Origin of the sequence: Haloarcula sp. R1-2 (assembly GCF_011627385.1) — an archaeon.
GTDB lineage: Archaea > Halobacteriota > Halobacteria > Halobacteriales > Haloarculaceae > Haloarcula > Haloarcula marismortui.
This window is the reverse complement of the sequence record NZ_JAANTG010000001.1, coordinates 535,244-551,237: the sequence shown is the minus strand read 5'-3', so window position 1 is coordinate 551,237 and position 15,994 is coordinate 535,244. Positions and strand designations below refer to the sequence as shown.

At 61.3% G+C, this 15,994-nt stretch carries 17 protein-coding genes; 9 read left to right on the top strand and 8 right to left on the bottom strand.

Annotated elements, in window-relative coordinates; all coding sequences use genetic code 11:
• Positions 1-184: 184 nt before the first annotated feature.
• Both G9C82_RS02760 and G9C82_RS02755 read right to left on the bottom strand, forming a co-directional pair.
• Entirely contained in the window at positions 185-622 is a 438-nt protein-coding gene (locus tag G9C82_RS02760) for a lasso peptide biosynthesis B2 protein (RefSeq protein ID WP_127013303.1), read from the bottom strand.
• Complete coding sequence (locus tag G9C82_RS02755) at positions 603-899, bottom strand: PqqD family peptide modification chaperone (protein ID WP_121302967.1); 297 nt, start codon at positions 897-899, stop codon at positions 603-605. The genes G9C82_RS02760 and G9C82_RS02755 overlap by 20 nt, the downstream gene beginning before the upstream one ends.
• Before the next feature lie 148 nt (positions 900-1,047).
• On the opposite strand from G9C82_RS02755, the gene G9C82_RS02750 reads away from it, so the two are divergent.
• The gene (locus G9C82_RS02750; protein WP_127013302.1) at positions 1,048-2,856 is read left to right on the top strand and encodes an ABC transporter ATP-binding protein; all 1,809 of its coding nucleotides are present in this window, start codon (positions 1,048-1,050) and stop codon (positions 2,854-2,856) included.
• 32 nt (positions 2,857-2,888) lie between these two features.
• On the opposite strand, the gene G9C82_RS02745 is transcribed toward G9C82_RS02750, so the two are convergent.
• Positions 2,889-3,389, bottom strand: a complete 501-nt coding sequence (locus G9C82_RS02745; RefSeq protein WP_127013301.1) for a hypothetical protein — start codon at positions 3,387-3,389, stop codon at positions 2,889-2,891.
• Positions 3,386-4,297, bottom strand: coding sequence for an RsmB/NOP family class I SAM-dependent RNA methyltransferase (locus G9C82_RS02740; protein ID WP_049939138.1), 912 nt, complete (start codon positions 4,295-4,297; stop codon positions 3,386-3,388). The genes G9C82_RS02745 and G9C82_RS02740 overlap by 4 nt, the downstream gene beginning before the upstream one ends.
• 51 nt (positions 4,298-4,348) lie before the next feature.
• On the opposite strand from G9C82_RS02740, the gene G9C82_RS02735 reads away from it, so the two are divergent.
• From G9C82_RS02735 to G9C82_RS02720, 4 genes are read left to right on the top strand one after another with little or no spacing between them, the layout of a single operon-like run.
• Entirely contained in the window at positions 4,349-5,122 is a 774-nt protein-coding gene (locus G9C82_RS02735; protein WP_127013300.1) for a proteasome assembly chaperone family protein, read from the top strand.
• Positions 5,122-6,117, top strand: coding sequence for a signal peptide peptidase SppA (sppA, locus tag G9C82_RS02730; RefSeq protein ID WP_127013299.1), 996 nt, complete (start codon positions 5,122-5,124; stop codon positions 6,115-6,117). Before G9C82_RS02735 ends, sppA begins: the two co-directional genes overlap by 1 nt.
• A gap of 41 nt (positions 6,118-6,158) precedes the next feature.
• Positions 6,159-7,280, top strand: coding sequence for a DUF373 family protein (locus G9C82_RS02725; RefSeq protein ID WP_007189850.1), 1,122 nt, complete (start codon positions 6,159-6,161; stop codon positions 7,278-7,280).
• Positions 7,281-7,315: 35 nt separating this feature from the next.
• Entirely contained in the window at positions 7,316-8,035 is a 720-nt protein-coding gene (locus G9C82_RS02720) for a diphthine--ammonia ligase (protein WP_004961993.1), read from the top strand.
• Between the two features lie 28 nt (positions 8,036-8,063).
• Here the strand turns inward: G9C82_RS02720 and G9C82_RS02715 are convergent, their stop codons facing one another.
• Positions 8,064-9,032: a sugar phosphate nucleotidyltransferase gene (locus G9C82_RS02715; protein WP_127013298.1), complete on the bottom strand. Its 969-nt coding sequence runs from the start codon at positions 9,030-9,032 to the stop codon at positions 8,064-8,066.
• Between the two features lie 84 nt (positions 9,033-9,116).
• Here G9C82_RS02715 and G9C82_RS02710 point away from each other — a divergent pair, with 84 nt between their 5' ends.
• On the top strand, positions 9,117-9,764 hold the full coding sequence (locus tag G9C82_RS02710; protein ID WP_127013297.1) for an NUDIX hydrolase: 648 nt from the start codon (positions 9,117-9,119) through the stop codon (positions 9,762-9,764).
• A 19-nt stretch (positions 9,765-9,783) separates the two neighbouring features.
• On the opposite strand, the gene mce is transcribed toward G9C82_RS02710, so the two are convergent.
• Positions 9,784-10,173, bottom strand: a complete 390-nt coding sequence (mce, locus tag G9C82_RS02705; RefSeq protein ID WP_007189846.1) for a methylmalonyl-CoA epimerase — start codon at positions 10,171-10,173, stop codon at positions 9,784-9,786.
• 67 nt (positions 10,174-10,240) lie between these two features.
• A complete protein-coding gene (locus G9C82_RS02700; RefSeq protein WP_127013296.1) occupies positions 10,241-11,614 on the bottom strand; it encodes a PQQ-binding-like beta-propeller repeat protein in 1,374 nt (457 codons plus the stop codon).
• A 281-nt stretch (positions 11,615-11,895) separates the two neighbouring features.
• On the opposite strand from G9C82_RS02700, the gene G9C82_RS02695 reads away from it, so the two are divergent.
• From G9C82_RS02695 to G9C82_RS02685, 3 genes are all read left to right on the top strand, one after another.
• Positions 11,896-12,792, top strand: a complete 897-nt coding sequence (locus tag G9C82_RS02695) for a hypothetical protein (protein ID WP_007189844.1) — start codon at positions 11,896-11,898, stop codon at positions 12,790-12,792.
• A 207-nt stretch (positions 12,793-12,999) separates the two neighbouring features.
• The gene (locus G9C82_RS02690) at positions 13,000-13,689 is read left to right on the top strand and encodes a hypothetical protein (RefSeq protein ID WP_127013295.1); all 690 of its coding nucleotides are present in this window, start codon (positions 13,000-13,002) and stop codon (positions 13,687-13,689) included.
• Positions 13,686-14,249, top strand: a complete 564-nt coding sequence (locus G9C82_RS02685) for a PH domain-containing protein (RefSeq protein ID WP_007190500.1) — start codon at positions 13,686-13,688, stop codon at positions 14,247-14,249. Before G9C82_RS02690 ends, G9C82_RS02685 begins: the two co-directional genes overlap by 4 nt.
• 21 nt (positions 14,250-14,270) lie before the next feature.
• Here G9C82_RS02685 and G9C82_RS02680 read toward each other — a convergent pair whose 3' ends face one another.
• A complete protein-coding gene (locus G9C82_RS02680) occupies positions 14,271-15,953 on the bottom strand; it encodes a methylmalonyl-CoA mutase (protein ID WP_127013294.1) in 1,683 nt (560 codons plus the stop codon).
• Positions 15,954-15,994: the final 41 nt, after the last annotated feature.

The window sequence follows — 15,994 nt, the reverse complement described above, 5'->3', positions numbered from 1 at the left end:
CACTTCCCGTATCCGTCGTCGTGGTCCCACCAGTTCGTCTTCTCTTCAACAGTTCCGTACGTTTCGACCGACGGCGTTTCGTATTCTTTCATTGGTTACCTCCACGCCTGCTTTCAGATATCATTGTATTTGTTATATTATCTATTACTCTTGAATTTCCACAGAATGTGGTGTTTACTATCTGTTAGCCACGTACTTCGCGTTCCGTGAGTGCTCGGAAACGCCCAAAGTCGTCGACATCCCCGATAAGGACATCACCGTTTGACTCGACCCAAGCATGAGCCTCGAACGTATCGGACTGTGTATCCACCCCGAAGCGGAGACAATGTGGGAAGTCACTCGCCTCCAGCAAGGTACTCCCGGTGAGTGCTCGCTCAAGACAATCGTAGGTGCCCGGAAGACGCGACCCTGCTGTTAAAACCGCCCAGCGTACTGACTTTGGTGCTTCAGGCTGACGATAACACGGGAGGAACTGAGAGACCGTGCCGAAACAGCGCTCTGCGTCCTCCAGCCCAACGACTGTAAGCAGTACTTTGCTCGCAACGATCAGTGCCACTGCTTCACAGAGTAATAGCTTCTGCGCCCGTGACAACGCCCTGAACTCACGGAGTCGGGCTCGCATCGACCTTGATGAGTTGCTCCGCGGCAAGCGTTTTCAGAAAGCGTTCCACATCATTTGCCACTCGGTCTCTCTCGACATCGTACTCCCCGACCAGCGCCGAGACGATGTCCACTGGCTCAGTCGGTTCCTGAATTCGCTCCCAGATATCCGGGCCGACCCCTGACAGGCCCTGATACCGCCCCGTCTCGTTGTTGAGCAACACGATCTCCCCGTCGATAGTCGTAGTGACACAGTCGTCAGTTGCGACAACAGCCGACTCGAAATCTATCGCGACCATGTGGCTATCGGCGATACTCGTACTATTTGTTATAGCCTCTTTTCGCCCCCGTAGTAACTCTGACTGCCGTTAGACGTGCCCTTCGTTCCAGAACGAACCGACCGTAGTAAGTCGGTAACTATGCCCCATAGAAACCGCATGCCGAACAATGGCTGCTACTCCTTCCGTCAGTGAAAAATACGCATCGTTGCGCCGCGTGGCGCTGTATCGGCCGGCGCTGACGGGGAGTATCGTTGCCGCCAGCCTCTTTGTAATGCTACTCGAAGGTGTTGGCCTCTCGTTCCTGTTTCCGATACTCGACGCCGCACAGGCCGGGCAGAGCCTTCCGCTTCAGGCAGACGGCGTCACCGGCCGGTTTCTTTCCGTGTACGTCGCTGCAGGACTGCCGCTCACACTCGAATTCCTGTTGGTCGGCCTCGCGTGCGTGATGGTCGTCCGGTACACAGCGTCGTTTACGGTGAAATGGCTCGCAGCAAAACTCACACAGACGTACGAGCGTGACCTCAAAGACCGGGCCTACGAACTGGCGATGGGCGCATCAGTCGCCTACTACGACGACAAGGGGTCCGACGACATCATGAACACGATTCTGACACAGACCCGCTACGCCGGGCGTGTCATCGGCCGGATTATCCAGTTCTTCCAGCAGGCAATCCTCTGTCTGGTGTATATCGGGATCGCACTCGCTATCGCTCCGGTGCTGGCAGTCGGTGCAGCTGTCGCTCTCGGCGGTGTCACGGCGATCATCAGATACGGCATCGAGCCCGGGTACGCCGTTGGCGACCGTGTGGCGACGGCAAACGAACAGCTACAGGAGACAACACAGGCGGGGACGCAAGGTATCCGTGACGTGAAGCTGTTTGGTATGCGCGACGGGCTGCTTGCCGAGTTCCGGTCCACACTCGACCGGTACACTTCGACTAGCGTCGCCGTTCGCCGGAACCAGGTTGCAATCGGAAGCCTCTATCGGCTCTCGGTCTCGCTGCTCCTGTTTGGCCTCGTCTACGTCGCCATCAGTTTCCGGGCGCTGTCTATCGCGGAACTCGGCGTGTTCCTGTTCGCGATGCTTCGACTCGCCCCCCGGCTGAGTTCGCTCAGCTCCACCATCTACGCGATCGAGGGAGAACTCCCACATCTGGTCCGAACCCACCAGTTCATCGACCGCCTCAAAGCCCAGCAGGAACCAACTGGCGGGCAGTCGGTCCCAGACAGCATTGAGGAAATCGCGTTCGAGAACGTCTCGTTCGCCTACGAGGACGAGCCAGTGCTTGCGGACTTTTCGATGGCCGTCGACCGAGGGGAGTTCGTCGGCATCGTCGGCAAGTCCGGCGGCGGCAAATCGACAGTCGTCTCACTGCTCACGCGACTCTATACCCCGGATAGCGGTGAGGTTCTGGCGAACGGGACGCCAATTTCGGCCTATGCGCTTGAGGAATGGCGTGAGGCTGTTGCGATGGTTCGACAGGACCCGCATATCTTCAACGATACGCTGCGGTACAATCTCACTGCCGGTCGGGATATCACCGAGGAAACGCTCTATGAAGTCGCTGAGAAGGCACTCATCCTCGAATTCCTTGACGACCTTCCGCAGGGACTCGACACGGTACTGGGCGACGACGGCGTGAAACTGTCCGGCGGGCAGCGCCAGCGCGTCGCACTAGCTCGCGCGCTTCTGGCCGATGCGGAGGTACTCGTGCTTGATGAAGCCACCAGCGACCTCGACTCGAATCTGGAGCAGCAAATCCATCGAACCGTTGAGACGCTTGACGGGGACCAGACTGTGATCGCGATCGCCCACCGACTCTCGACGGTTTCAAACGCCGACCGGATCTACACTGTTGAGGACGGGCAGGTCACAGAGCGAGGCAGCCACGCCGAGCTGCTCAACGACAACGGGACGTACGCGGAGCTGTACGCGATGCAGGGAACGGCAGCCGCACAGTCTTCCAGTGGCTAATCGGTTCTCAGTGGGACGGGTGGGTCCTCGGGTTAGACGTCTCGACGGCGCCCTTTCGGCACCTGTGACCTGAGTTCGCCGTAGACGTACAGGCCGACGCCGACCGGTTCAGCCGCACCAGCAAGATCGTGGGTGACGACCAGATACCCCCAGTCGCCGTCCCAGTCGCGCTCCTGGTCTTCGCCGGCCACAAACGCCCGGGCAGCGTCCTCGTCAAGATGGATGACGTTCTGGCTGGCGTGCTCGCCGAACCGCTGGACGGCCTCCAGCGTCGGTTTCCAGTGTTCCTGTCGCGTTCGCAGGAACGTCATTCCCAGTCCTTCGATGTCTACCGGCGACGGCGGGCTGCCTTGATACAGCCACAGTTTGCCAGCGCCCCGTTCCCAGAAGGTATACCCCTCGAACGTTTCCGGTGGGACGCCGAACCGCTCGGTCCAGAAATCGAGCACTTCCCGGCGGGTCGCTCGATCGGGGTCATCCCGTTCTTCATTCGTTTCTGGGAGCCGCGTGAACTCCGTGCTCTGGTCGCTCATTCTGCGGGCACCTCCAGTTTCGCACAGAAGAACCCGCCCGTGTCGTTGTGATGCGGGTATATGCGCTTGGCGTCTGCCACGCTGGGGTCGAAGCTCTCGTCTTCCCAGTCGGTGATTCCCGGTGCGTGGTTGAGCGGGAGGTCGTAGTCCACGATTTCACAGGCCACCTCGTCAAGCACGTAGTCCAGCACGGCCTCGTTTTCCTCCGGGGCGAACGTACAGGTGGAGTAGACGACGGTTCCCCCGGGCTCGGTCACTTCGACGGCCCGCTTGAGGATACCCTTCTGCACGCCGGAGATGCCCTCGACGTGCGAGAGCGACCAGTCTTCCAGCGTATCCGGGTTCTTGCGGATGGTCCCCTCACAGGAGCAAGGGACGTCGACGAGCGCACGGTCGTATCCCTCGCCGTCGAAGGGCTTGAGCGAGTGGTTGCGCCCGTCCTCGTGGGTGACGGCGACCGTCGTCGCACCCAGCCGCTCAGTGTTGGTCCGCAGCGCCGAAATCCGCCCGAGATTGTTGTCGGTTGCGACGACTTCGCCGGTATCCTCCATCAGGGCGGCGAGCTGGGTCGTCTTGCTCCCCGGTGCCGCACAGGCGTCCCAGACTCGTTCGCCGGGTTGGGGGTCCAGTACGGTCGCTGGAATCACGGATACTTCCTCCTGACCGTGAATCCAGCCGTGGAAGTACGGCCAGTTCGCGCCGGGAGAGTCCTCGGGCAGGACGAACAGGCCGTCGTGCCAGTCGACGGGGTCGTAGGCGATGTCTGCATCCGCAAGCGCCGTCCGGACCCGCTCGACGGTGGCTTTGATCGTGTTGACCCTGATAGCCGACGGCAGCGGGCGTTCACACGCGTCGATGAACGCCTCGAAGTCGTCGATGATGGGCCGGTAGCGGTCGAGTGGTTCCATTGTCCGGCGTTCGCTGGCGGTCGGTTTGTGGGTTTCGAACGGCATCGGCCCATGGCTTTCAAGCCGTCGGCGGACGATATCCGAGGTATGGCACACATACAGGTCCACCGCGAGGATATGTCCCTCGACTCACCGACACTGATCGAGGGACTCCCAGGGGTCGGACTCGTCGGCAAGATAGCCGCTGACCATCTTGTCGATGTCTACGACATGGAGTACTACGCGTCGGCCCACTGCGAAGGGTTGCCAGAAATCGCCGTGTACGGAACGGACGACCCAGAGGTTCGCCCGCCGGTCCGGCTGTACGCGGACGAAGACCGCGACCTGCTCGTCCTCCAGAGCGATGCCCCGATCTCCCCGTCCGGCGCGACGGAGTTCGCCGGCTGTATGGTTGGCTGGTTTGAGGCCAACGATGCAACGCCGGTCTACCTCAGCGGCCGTCCCGCCGAGAAAGACGGCGTTCCGGACGTGTACGGCATCTCGACGGGCGACGGGGCGGCAATGCTTGCGGAGGCGGACGTAGATCCGCCCTCGGAGAACGGCGCGATTACCGGGCCGACCGGCGCGCTAGTCCATGAATCACAGCGAACCGGGTTGACGAGTGTCGGACTCATCGTCGAAGCCGACCAGCGGTTCCCCGACCCCGAAGCGGCGCGAGCCCTGCTGCAGACAGCGATCAGCCCACTGGCCGATTTTGATATCGATACCGAGGCACTGGTCGAGCAGGCCGAAGAAATCGGTCGCGCCAAGGCACAGCTCGCACAGCAACTCCAGGAAAACCAGGAGGAAAGCACGAGCGCACAGCCGCTCGGGATGTATCAGTAATGGCGGGCGCAGATGACATCGTTCGTGGGTTGCTGGTGGTGCTTGTCGTCGGTATCGGCACGGTCCTGGGGTGGGTGTTGTTTGTCAGAACACCCGACAACCTTGCTCAGTTGTTCGGCGTTCTGCTGGTCGTTGCTGTCGCCGTTGCTACAGCCCGTATCGGCAGCAACATCGCCGGCTCCCTCCTCCCAGCACACAACGTCGCGGAAGTCGCCGTCGAAGGGCCGATCAGTCGTGACGGCGGTGGCGGCATCACCAGTCCGCCAGTCGGTGCGTCGGCCGACGACATCGTCGAACAGATCGAACGCGCCGACAGCGACCGCGGCTCCGATGCGCTGCTCCTGAAGCTGAACACACCGGGTGGCCAGATCGTCCCCAGCGAGGACATCCGCATCGCCGCCGAGCAGTTCGACGGCCCGACTATCGCCTACGCGACGGATGTCTGTGCCAGCGGCGGCTACGACATCGCCGCCGGCTGTGACGAGCTCTGGGCGCGCGAGGGCTCTATCGTCGGCTCTATCGGCGTCGTCGGCTCGCGGGTCAACGCCAAGGAACTGGCCGACCGCCTGGGCCTCTCCTACGAGCAGTTCACCGCCGGCGAGTACAAAGACGCCGGCGTCCCGCTAAAGGAGATGACTGCGGACGAGCGCGAGTATCTCCAGAGTATTGTCGACGACTACTACGACCAGTTCATCGACACCGTAGCCGAAGGCCGCGAGATGGACGCCGAGGCGCTCAAAGACACCGAAGCGCGCATCTTCCTCGGCGATGAGGCGGAAGAACGTGGGCTCGTCGACCGACTCGGGACGCGAGACGATGTCGAGGCGAGCCTGGAGCAACGCCTTGGCGAGGACGTGACGATCAAGGAGTACGAGCCCGAGCGCGGATTGACGGGCAAGCTCCGCGGGGGCGCACAGCAGGTCGCGTTCGCGCTGGGAGCAGGTATCGCCGGCGTCGCTGACGGCGATGTCGAGGGCCTCTCCTTCCGTCGATAGCCTCGGGAGGTTTTTTATCCGGGGACCGCCTTCGCGGTAGTGTGACCACGCTGGTGGTGTGTATCGACAGGGACAGTCCGGCCACAGCCGCGTGTCCCGTCGTCGGCCGCGACGCCGTCGAGTCACTCATCACGCAGACAGGAGTCGTTGACCCGGAAGACAGCCGGGTCAACTGCCTCCTCGAAGGGCTCGCAGTCGCGGATGAACTCGAAGCCGAGGAGTCTGCGCCGGTCCTCGCCGTCGTCGGTGGCGGGAGTGACAGCGTCGGCTCGGACCGGGAGATCGCCAGCCAGATCGACAGTCTGGTCGCCGAGCACAACCCGGACTCCGCGGTCGTCGTCGTCGATAGCGCCGACGACGAGCGGCTGGTTCCCATCATCGAGAGCCGCGTTCAGGTCGATGCCGTCGACCGCGTTGTCGTTCGCCAGGCCCGTGACATCGAATCTACGTACTACCTGCTCAAGCAGTTTCTGGCTGACGAGGAACTGCGCAAGACGGTGCTGGTCCCCGTCGGCATCATCATGCTCGCGTTCCCGCTGTTGCTCGTCGTCACCAGCCCGACCATCGCCGTCGGCGCTATCGCGGCCGCCATCGGCGTCTTCCTCATCTACAAGGGACTGGGTATCGACGCGTACCTGTCGCGACTCCCCAGTCAGACCCGGGAAGCGCTGTACTCGGGGCAGGTGTCGCTTGTGACCTACGTCGTCGCGGCCGGCCTCTCGCTCGTCGGCGTCTTCGCCGGCGTGCTGGGCGTTTCTGCGGTCGGCGATATCAGTCCCTTCTTGCTTGCGAACCGCTTTGCCTTCGCGTCCGTCCCGTGGCTGACCGGCGCGGCACTGGCCGCCTCGCTGGGCCGCCTGCTGGACGAACTCATCCAGCAAGAGGGGGTCCGGAGCGCGTACGTGAACCTTCCGTTCGGTGCGGTCGCGGTCGGGCTCGTCGTTCGCGGCTTTTCTGCGTACTTCCTCGAACGCGGTGGCGTGTTCGAGCCGTTTCAGGTGCCGGAGACGAACCTCGGCATCGTACAGATTCAGGGGTTCTCGCTGGAGGCTGGCACCCGTCTCGCGCTGTTCATCCTCGCAGGCATTCTCATCAGCCTCGTTGGCGTCCGGGTGGCGACCTACGTCAGCCACACCGATATCGAGGACGAACTGGTGGAATAGACAGCGATTTACGCCGCCGACGGCTACCGGCGGCTATGACAGACGGCGCGTGGGTTTCGCTGTTCTCCGGCGGCAAAGACTCTTCGTGGGCGTTGTACCGGGCACTGGAGCGGGGCCACCCCGTCGAGCGTCTGGTGACGGTCCACCCAGAGGGCGACTCCTACATGTACCACGTTCCGGCGACCCGGTTAGCCCGCCTGGCCGCCGAGAGTATCGGCATCCAACTGGTCGAAATCGAGCCCGATGACTTCGAGGCCGACGACGTGCCTGACTCGGGCGAGCAGGGCGATGCCGAACTCGAACCGCTGGAAGCAGCACTGCACGAACTCGACACCGAACTTGACGGCGGTATCAGCGGTGTCACCGCCGGGGCTGTCGAAAGCGAGTACCAGACGACTCGCATCGAGTCGATGGCCGACCGCCTCGAAGCCAACGTGTTTGCGCCGCTGTGGCAGGAGAACCCCCGTGACCTCGCCGACGCAATGCTGGATGCTGGCTTCGAGATACAGATCATCCGCGTGGCCGCTTACGGCCTCGACGAGTCCTGGCTGGGTCGCACGCTCGACGCCGACGCGCTCGACGAACTGGAGGCGCTCAACGACGAGTACGGCGTCCACATCCTCGGGGAAGGCGGCGAGTTCGAGACGCTCGTCACCGATGGTCCGCACATGGACCGCCGGATCGAAATTGAGTACGAGACGGAGTGGGACGGCAGTCGCGGGACGGTACAGATCGAAGACGCGTGGCTGGCGTGACTTGCGGAGCGTGCGGAATCGGCGGCCGTCAGCTCTCGTCCGTCAACTGCGTGTGCGCACCGATGAGCGCGCCGGCGAGGTCTAAACTCTCGACCTGTGTATCCCGGTCGATAATGGACTGACGGATATCCGAATCGAGGATAGTCGTGTCCGGGAACACGATGGTGCCGTCGAGACTGGAGTTGACGACCTCAGCCCCGGAAAGGATGTGGACGTTCTCGCCGAGCGTAGTGTTCTCGATGGTAGCGTCCTCCGCGACGACGTTGTCCCCGTCAAGTTCCCACGCGACGGCCTCCAGATAGCTTTCGGGCGTCCCGATGTCGTACCAGGCGTCGTCGAAGGTGAACGCACGAACGGGACCGTCGTTGACGAGCCACTGGATGAACCAGCCCGGTTCGTCCGGATTGTTCCCGTCTTCGAGGTACTCGTCGAAGCGGATCGCATCGGCTGGGAACGCGTAGCAGGCAATCGAGACGAGGGTGCTGTTAGGGTCGTCAGGTTTCTCTTGGAAGTCTGTGACTTCCTCGCCGTCGAGTTCGACGAGGCCGTAGGAGCTGGCCTTTTCTAGGGACCCGACATCGTAGGCGGCAAGCGTGGGGTCGTCGTACTGCTCGAAGTAATCGATGAACTCGGCGATGTCGAAGCTGATGAGATTGTCGCCGGCGATGACGAGCAGGTCCTCGTCACCGAGTCCTTCCCGGTTGACTAGCTGGGCAAGCGCACCGACGACGCCGAACTTCTCGTCTTCCTCGGCAGTTTCCTCGACGGTCAGGGATGCTTTCTCGAAGCGACTTGCAGCGATGTGGTCTCGGAAATCGCCGGCAAATCGCTGGTTCGTACTGACGAACACGTCAGTGATGCGATCGTCCTCCTCTAACTCCCCGAGAATCCGGTCGATGACGGTTGTTTCACCGACAGGGAGCAGCATCTTGGGCCGGTTCTTAGTGACAGGCCAGAGCCGGGTGGCGTACCCGCCTGCAAGGACAATCGCTTTCATGTCCGGAAGGAGACAACCAGAATACAAGTTCTTTTTCATCGACTGGACCACGGCACTTATCGGTGGCCCGGAGTACAACCTCGTATGACTGACGACGCTGACGGCCCTGAGGCTGGAGCGGGAGATGTGAACCTCACGGAGAAAATCAATCAGACGAACGTTGATGAACGTATTTCGAGTCTGGAAGCGGCCTACGACAAGGTGCCGGTCACCGAGGAGACCTTCGAGCTATCGCCCGATGAATACGCTGATGTGTTCGCTGCGACCCGCGGGACTGGCTACTCCGGGAACAGTGTCGTGTTCGTCACGCGTGATGGCACCGATTTCCCGGAACTGAGCGACCAGATACCCGACCAGGCGGCCGGCGACACCCGCGACCGGGTCTTGCTGGTGCTGGGCCGCGGCGCTGATATGTGGGCGCTGCCGGGGGGCGGCAAAGGAGACGAATACGAGTCAGTCCAAGGGACTGCTGTGCGCCGTGTCAACGAACAGACTGGCATCCGCTGCACAGTTACCGGCGTCGCGGAAGTCGTCCATTCGAAGTACTATCCCGACACTGACGCGCAGGGGTCGGTGCACACGCTAGACATCTACCTCGAAGCGGAGTACAAGAAGGGAAGCCTTGATATGGACGAATCGGAACTCGTCGGCGCGGCGTGGTTTGCGGAGCCCCCGGAGCGACTGACTCCCGGGGCCGAAGAACGGTTTGCGGCCTTCCGAAACGACGAGTGAAGCCGGGACCGGATGTCGTTCAGTGTTCAACTAACTCCACGAGCACCCCGCCGGTCGTCTTCGGATGGAGAAACGCCACGTCGTGACCCCACGCACCCGGCCGTGGCTCCTCGTCTATGAGGTCGATCCCACAGTCGCTGACCGTCTCTAGCGCGGCGGCGATGTCGTCTGTCTCCAGAGCCACGTGATGGATGCCCGGCCCGTTGCTGTCGAGGTATCTGGGAATCGCGCCGTCGGCGTCCGGCAACGGTTCTAGCAGTTCGAAGTAGCCGTTGTCCATCTCCAGAAACGTCACGTGCAGGCCGTCAAACGTCTCCTCGTGGACGACCGGTGTTCCGAAGGCATCGGCGAACAGTTCCGCGAGCGGGTCAGCGTCGTCCGTCGCGATGCCGGCGTGATCGAAGCGCATGCGTGGGGGTTCGAACGTGTGGTATATAATTCTGTGACCGGCTTCGGGCCTCCTTTCGGCCGGTGTGTTAGTCCGTCCGAACCGCCATGAGGTTGTACGTGTATCTCTCTCCGGTCCGATACGACGAGTAGATCACCCCGTCCGAGACAGCTGGGGTCATATCGACGGCCGGGATGGGGAGCGTCCATCGGAGGTCTCCGGTTGTCGCGTCGAGCGCGTATAGTCCCGATTGGTCTAACGTCGCTCCAGCGATCAGGGTATCGCCGACCCGGACCGGTCCCGATTGGGAGAACCGCGCGCCGTCGTTCTGATAGCGCCACTTGGTGGTCCCGTCCGTAGTGAGACAGTAGAGCTGCCCGTCTGATGTGCCGAACGTGACGGTTCCGTCCGCGTACACAGCCGAGCCGTTCGTCCCGTTCAGTGTTTCGAACGTCCAGCGTGTCTCTCCGGTTTCTTTATCGAGTGCGAAAAGCGTCTTCGGACCAACGTCGTTGGGCGTCGTGACGTACACTGATGACTCGCCGACTGTCGGTGCGCCACGTACTTCTTGATCCACAGCCCCCCATAGTAGTTCGCCTGTCTCCGCATCCAGTGCCCGCAATCCGTAGTCAGCCTGCCGGTCACCGGGGACGTACACGATCCCGTCGTCGACGGCCACTGGCGGGGTGCCGGTGTTGCCGAGCTCAGTATGCCATGCCGTGGCCTCGGCATCGGTATCGACCGCGAACGCGTTCGTTGTTCCGTCGGTGTACGTCGTGCCGTAGAGCATCCCGCTGTCGTATCTGAGTCCGCCGATCGTTGGCGTCTCGTTCACGACAGTCGTTCGCCACCGTTCCGCGCCTGTTTCGAGGTTCAGGGCAAACACGTGACTTCCCGTACGCATGCTCTGGGCACCGACGAACACCGTTTCGTCGACGATAATCGGATCGCGGACGTTGATCAGATCGTCGCCCGGAAGCGTTTCGGTGGTCGCCCACGCCGTTGCGCCCGTGGAACGCTTGAATGCACTGAGTCCTTCATCACCAGAGCCGCCAGCGATGACAAACCCATCGGACAGTATCATGCTTGAAGAGACCGGACCGATGTCTTCCCGCCGCCAAGCGACGCAGGCAGAGGTCCGGCCGACCGTCTCCCCAGGAACATAGCCAGTGTTCCGCGACCCGTTGTGTGGCTGCTGCCAGTCATCGGTGTCTGATGGAGTAATCGGTTTCTGGTTCGCACACGCGAGCTCTGCTACCGATGTGCGTTCCGTCGCCGTTTCCGTTTCAGTCGCAGTTTCACTTGTTGTTCCAGATGTCGGTGATGGATCTGACCTCGGCGTCTCAGACGGTCGGGAAGTCGAGCCCGTTACAGTGCTTTCGTCGTCGGTTCCTGTCAACCGGAGACAGCCCGAACCGCTCAGCCCGACCCCGATCGTCGCGAGAAGTGCTCGACGTTCCATGCCTGAGATAGTCAAATCCAGATATAACAATACTGCTATTTAACCGGATAATAACAAGGTATCATCCACTAATCTAATTTTGCATATCATGAATACACAAATATATAAGAGATAGACCTCATCGACCACTATTTTTATAGTAGCTGTTATCTATTTTAATTATACTTACTCATATGTTACGGAGAAGCGTTCTGGCGGCATTCTGTACTGCAGGGCTCTCAGGCTGCTTACGGTTAACCGGTGACACTGCTCCTTCCGAAGAACGAGACACAGAGGGGCGAATGGAGACCGAGAACGTCGACGATCCGCCACAGCGGACGCCGACAGAATCTTCCGAGGCAAGGACAGCGTCCGACGGGCAGGGACTGTTCGCGTCACGGTCCGAAGCGATCGGCTTCGCGCAGTCCTTCGCCGCGTCCGGCGTATCGAATCCAGTCTCCGCGGACGGCCGAGCCAACGCCGAGCTGATACGACACGGCGGGGGCTGGGGGAGCAGTTACGGGTCGGGAGAGCAAGGCGGCGTCTACACCACATCTGACATCAGATGCGAAGCAATCTCTGATGACGGCGTCGCGTTCGGCGGAGATTCGAACCGGTCGCTCCGGATTCGAAATCTGACGCTCGGCTCGGAGATAACGTTCAAACCCACGTCAGACAGCCCTGTCTATCAGGTCAACGAATGGGACATCGATCCTGAAACCGAAGCCGTTCCGCCCGAAACGATTAGCCTAGAGGTCGGTACTGACAGCGAACACGTCTCGATTTCCGGAACGTGGACCGGCGACCGAGACATATTCAACACACAGGCGTTCTGTGCGTACGAGGTTGACCTTGTTGAAGATGGGTCGAGAATCGGCGGAACCACACCGAAAGTCTACGGTATCCGGTACAACTGGGGAGCGAAACAGACGGGGGACGAACTGTATGTCACCCGTCAGCCGTCCGTGGACGAGGAGTGGATCGCCGAACTCTTTGTTGGAGAGAATACGTTCGAGGCGAAGGCCCGGCAGAAAGCCGAGCACGTGGTTGAAGACGACGTTTTCCGCGTCGACCTTTCGGCCATCGATCTGGATTCGGGACAGTACGGGTGGACGCTCCTCATCGGGACCAAACAGCCCACTCAACGGAACAAAGTAATAAAACTCACCCCTCTGAACACCGGGTTGATACTCCAGTAACCTGCCCGCTCCCGTCGTTTCGGTCTGAAATAATCCGATATTTATATAGGGTAATACAGCACTCTACTATCTGCACAAACATATCTAAGTGGTACGTATATGGAGAAAGTAGCTCAAACGGTCGGAAGTCTGTTTAACGCAGTCTTCCGTCCGTCGCGGTTCGTCGTTGCGCCCGACGCCGTTACCCAGACGTCTCTGTGGGGCACCATGGACCGAACCAGGTCCCTGCTCGTCGTGTTTCTCACCAACGTGGTCCTCTATGCGACGCCGCTGACCCTCTCAGGCTATGGCGTCGCCGTCGAATCCGAGGCACCAGCGTGGTTCGGACCGGTCGCGGGTGCGGTACTCGGCAACCCCGACACGGTCTGGCGGCTGTTTGCCGGAATTGCCCAGAACTCGGCGTTTCTTATTGCTCTCTCCGGCGTGACGCTGCTGACCTATCACCTCGCGCTGGTACTGACCCGCAGTTCCAACGGGTTCGTCCTGACGTTACACACCGTCGTGTACAGCGTCAGCGCGTATCTCGCCGGTATCTTCACTGTTCTGGTGTTTCTATCGCGGAACAGCGCCTATGAAACGGCTCGCACGCTCGTTACCAACCTGCAGATCCGATTTATCGCCGTCTTCTACGACCTGTTCGAGGTCCCTCCGTCCGAACGCGTGTTCACTGTCAGCGAGTCGGTCGGAGCGGGACAGCTGACCGACGCCGAAACCGGAATCATTGCAGTCCTCATCACGCTAGTGCTGTACTTCGTCTACTCGATGTATCTCGGTGCGCGATTGAATCACGGAACCGGCGTCACGGGGGCCATTCTCGCTGTGCTAGCGGTCGGCCTCTCCCCGGCGATATACGTCACGTTACTGCTCGTTTACTCGACCGGAGGCCTTTCGATATGAGCCACGAACACACTGACAGACAGCAAGCATCGGAGACAGACACTGACGCACAGACGGATGCATCCGACGGGCAACAGGACGATGTCATCGTCGAAACCCAACCGACACTGAAGCCAACTGCGATAGCCCTCGCTGTGGTTGTCTTAATCGGGACCGGCATTATCGCGTATCTGTACGCCAACCCCTCGCTGCTTGGCTCCGTCGACCGAACCGAAATCGCGCTCAACCTCGTGGCGATTCTGATGGTCATCGCGCTCGTGAGACTGCTGCTCCGGCTGTACGTGCTGACCCGGACCCGCTATGTTCTCACGACCGACGCCGTCCGCAGAGAGTACACGCTGCTGTACAGGTCGTTCTCGCGTGAATTACCGCTAGCGAAGGTCCGAAGCCACGAACTCCGCCGGAACAGAACCGAGACGCTGCTCGGTATCGGCAGCGTCTCGTTTCTCACGGGGAGCGTCGCCCAGAGTCCTGCCCATCTCCGGTTCCAGAACGTCCCGGACCCCGAGCGAATTCGGTCGCAGGTCCGGGAGCGCCTCTCAGACGAAGACCTACGGTAGCATCGCTGGCGACTTCGGGACCTACATCGACGACCCGGGCTGGTACTCACCGAACACGTCCCGGAGCACGTCACACACCTCGCCGGTTGTGGCGTACACCTTCACGGCGTCGATGATGTAGGGCATGACGTTCTCGTCGCCTTCTGCGGCCTGTTGGAGCGCGTCGAGTTTCGCCTCGACAGCCTCGTCGTCGCGTTCCTCTCGGACTGTGGCGACGTTGTCCTGCTGGGCCTGCTCGACGGCCTCGTCGACCTCTTCGATGTCCTGCTCGCCCTCTTCCTCGACCTGATACTCGTTGACGCCGACGATGATGCGGTCGCCAGCTTCCTGTTCGCGCTGGCGCTCGAAGGCCACGTCCTGAATCTGGCGCTGGACCCACTGCTGCTCGATGGAGCGGCGCATCCCGCCGCGTTCGTCGACTTCCTCGATGAGTTCGCGGGCCTCCGCTTCGAGTTCGTCGGTCAGCGACTCGACGTAGTAGCTCCCGGCCAGCGGGTCGATGGTGTCCGCCGCGCCCGACTCGTGGGCGAGGATTTGCTGGGTCCGTAGTGCTGTCCGGACAGACTGCTCGGTCGGCAGGCCGATGGCCTCGTCCTTGCCGTTGGTGTGGAGGCTCTGGGTCCCGCCCAGAACGGCCGCCAGTGCCTGGTAGGAGACGCGGACGACGTTGTTTTCGATCTGTTGGGCGGTCAACGTCGAGCCGGCAGTCTGGGTGTGGAACTTCAACTGTTTGGACTTGGGGTTCTGGGCGTCGAAGCGCTCGTCCATGATTTTCGCCCAGAGACGCCGCGCCGCCCGGAACTTCGCCACCTCCTCGAAGATATTGTTGTAGGAGGCAAAGAAAAAGGAGAGTTGCGGGGCGAATTCGTCCACGTCGAGCCCGGCCTCGATGGCGGCCTCGACGTACTCGATGCCGTCACCGAGGGTGAACGCGATTTCCTGTGCGGCTGTCGAGCCGGCCTCGCGGATGTGATACCCAGAGATGGAGATGGTGTTGAACTTCGGTGTCTCGGCGGCACAGAACTCGAAGATGTCGGTGATGAGCCGCATCGACGGCTCCGGCGGGTAGATGAACGTGTTCCGGGCGATGTACTCCTTGAGCACGTCGTTCTGGATGGTCCCGCGGAGTTCCTCACGGTCGACGCCCTGCTTGTCGCCGACGGCGATGTACATCGCCAGCAGCACCGACGCGGGGGCGTTGATGGTCATGCTCGTCGAGACCTCGTCCAGCGGGATGCCGTCGAACACGGTTTCCATGTCATCAAGCGAGTCGATGGCGACGCCGGTTTTGCCGACCTCGCCGGCGGCCATCGCGTGGTCGGAGTCGTAGCCCATCTGCGTGGGGAGGTCAAACGCCATCGACAGCCCGGTCTGGCCCTGGTCAAGCAGATAGTTGAACCGCTCGTTGGTCTCCGTCGCAGTCCCCATCCCGGCGTACTGGCGCATCGTCCAGAGCCGGCCCCGATAGCCGGTCGGATACACGCCGCGGGTGTACGGTTCCTGACCGGGAAAGCCTAGGTCCTCCTCGTAGTCGAGATCGGAGATGTCGGCCGGGGTGTACAGGCGGTCTACCTCGTGACCTTCGGTGTCCGTGGTGAACGTCTCCTTGCGTTCGCCAAAGCGGTCGACGGTGGGCTGGACGTCGTCTTCCTCCCACTGAGCCTTCGACTCCCGTATCTCCTCCAGCTCGTCGGGGTCAAACATGGACGGATTGTCGGACGGCGGAGGCTTAAGGGTTCTTAAAT

Bases quoted from the DNA above. Each gene is read 5' to 3' on its own strand.
- G9C82_RS02760 (WP_127013303.1), bottom strand. From the start codon at position 622: ATGCGAGCCCGACTCCGTGAGTTCAGGGCGTTGTCACGGGCGCAGAAG.
- G9C82_RS02755 (WP_121302967.1), bottom strand. From the start codon at position 899: ATGGTCGCGATAGATTTCGAGTCGGCTGTTGTCGCAACTGACGACTGT.
- G9C82_RS02750 (WP_127013302.1), top strand. From the start codon at position 1,048: ATGGCTGCTACTCCTTCCGTCAGTGAAAAATACGCATCGTTGCGCCGC.
- G9C82_RS02745 (WP_127013301.1), bottom strand. From the start codon at position 3,389: ATGAGCGACCAGAGCACGGAGTTCACGCGGCTCCCAGAAACGAATGAA.
- G9C82_RS02740 (WP_049939138.1), bottom strand. From the start codon at position 4,297: ATGGAACCACTCGACCGCTACCGGCCCATCATCGACGACTTCGAGGCG.
- G9C82_RS02735 (WP_127013300.1), top strand. From the start codon at position 4,349: ATGGCTTTCAAGCCGTCGGCGGACGATATCCGAGGTATGGCACACATA.
- sppA (WP_127013299.1), top strand. From the start codon at position 5,122: ATGGCGGGCGCAGATGACATCGTTCGTGGGTTGCTGGTGGTGCTTGTC.
- G9C82_RS02720 (WP_004961993.1), top strand. From the start codon at position 7,316: ATGACAGACGGCGCGTGGGTTTCGCTGTTCTCCGGCGGCAAAGACTCT.
- G9C82_RS02715 (WP_127013298.1), bottom strand. From the start codon at position 9,032: ATGAAAGCGATTGTCCTTGCAGGCGGGTACGCCACCCGGCTCTGGCCT.
- G9C82_RS02710 (WP_127013297.1), top strand. From the start codon at position 9,117: ATGACTGACGACGCTGACGGCCCTGAGGCTGGAGCGGGAGATGTGAAC.
- mce (WP_007189846.1), bottom strand. From the start codon at position 10,173: ATGCGCTTCGATCACGCCGGCATCGCGACGGACGACGCTGACCCGCTC.
- G9C82_RS02700 (WP_127013296.1), bottom strand. From the start codon at position 11,614: ATGGAACGTCGAGCACTTCTCGCGACGATCGGGGTCGGGCTGAGCGGT.
- G9C82_RS02695 (WP_007189844.1), top strand. From the start codon at position 11,896: ATGGAGACCGAGAACGTCGACGATCCGCCACAGCGGACGCCGACAGAA.
- G9C82_RS02690 (WP_127013295.1), top strand. From the start codon at position 13,000: ATGGACCGAACCAGGTCCCTGCTCGTCGTGTTTCTCACCAACGTGGTC.
- G9C82_RS02685 (WP_007190500.1), top strand. From the start codon at position 13,686: ATGAGCCACGAACACACTGACAGACAGCAAGCATCGGAGACAGACACT.
- G9C82_RS02680 (WP_127013294.1), bottom strand. From the start codon at position 15,953: ATGTTTGACCCCGACGAGCTGGAGGAGATACGGGAGTCGAAGGCTCAG.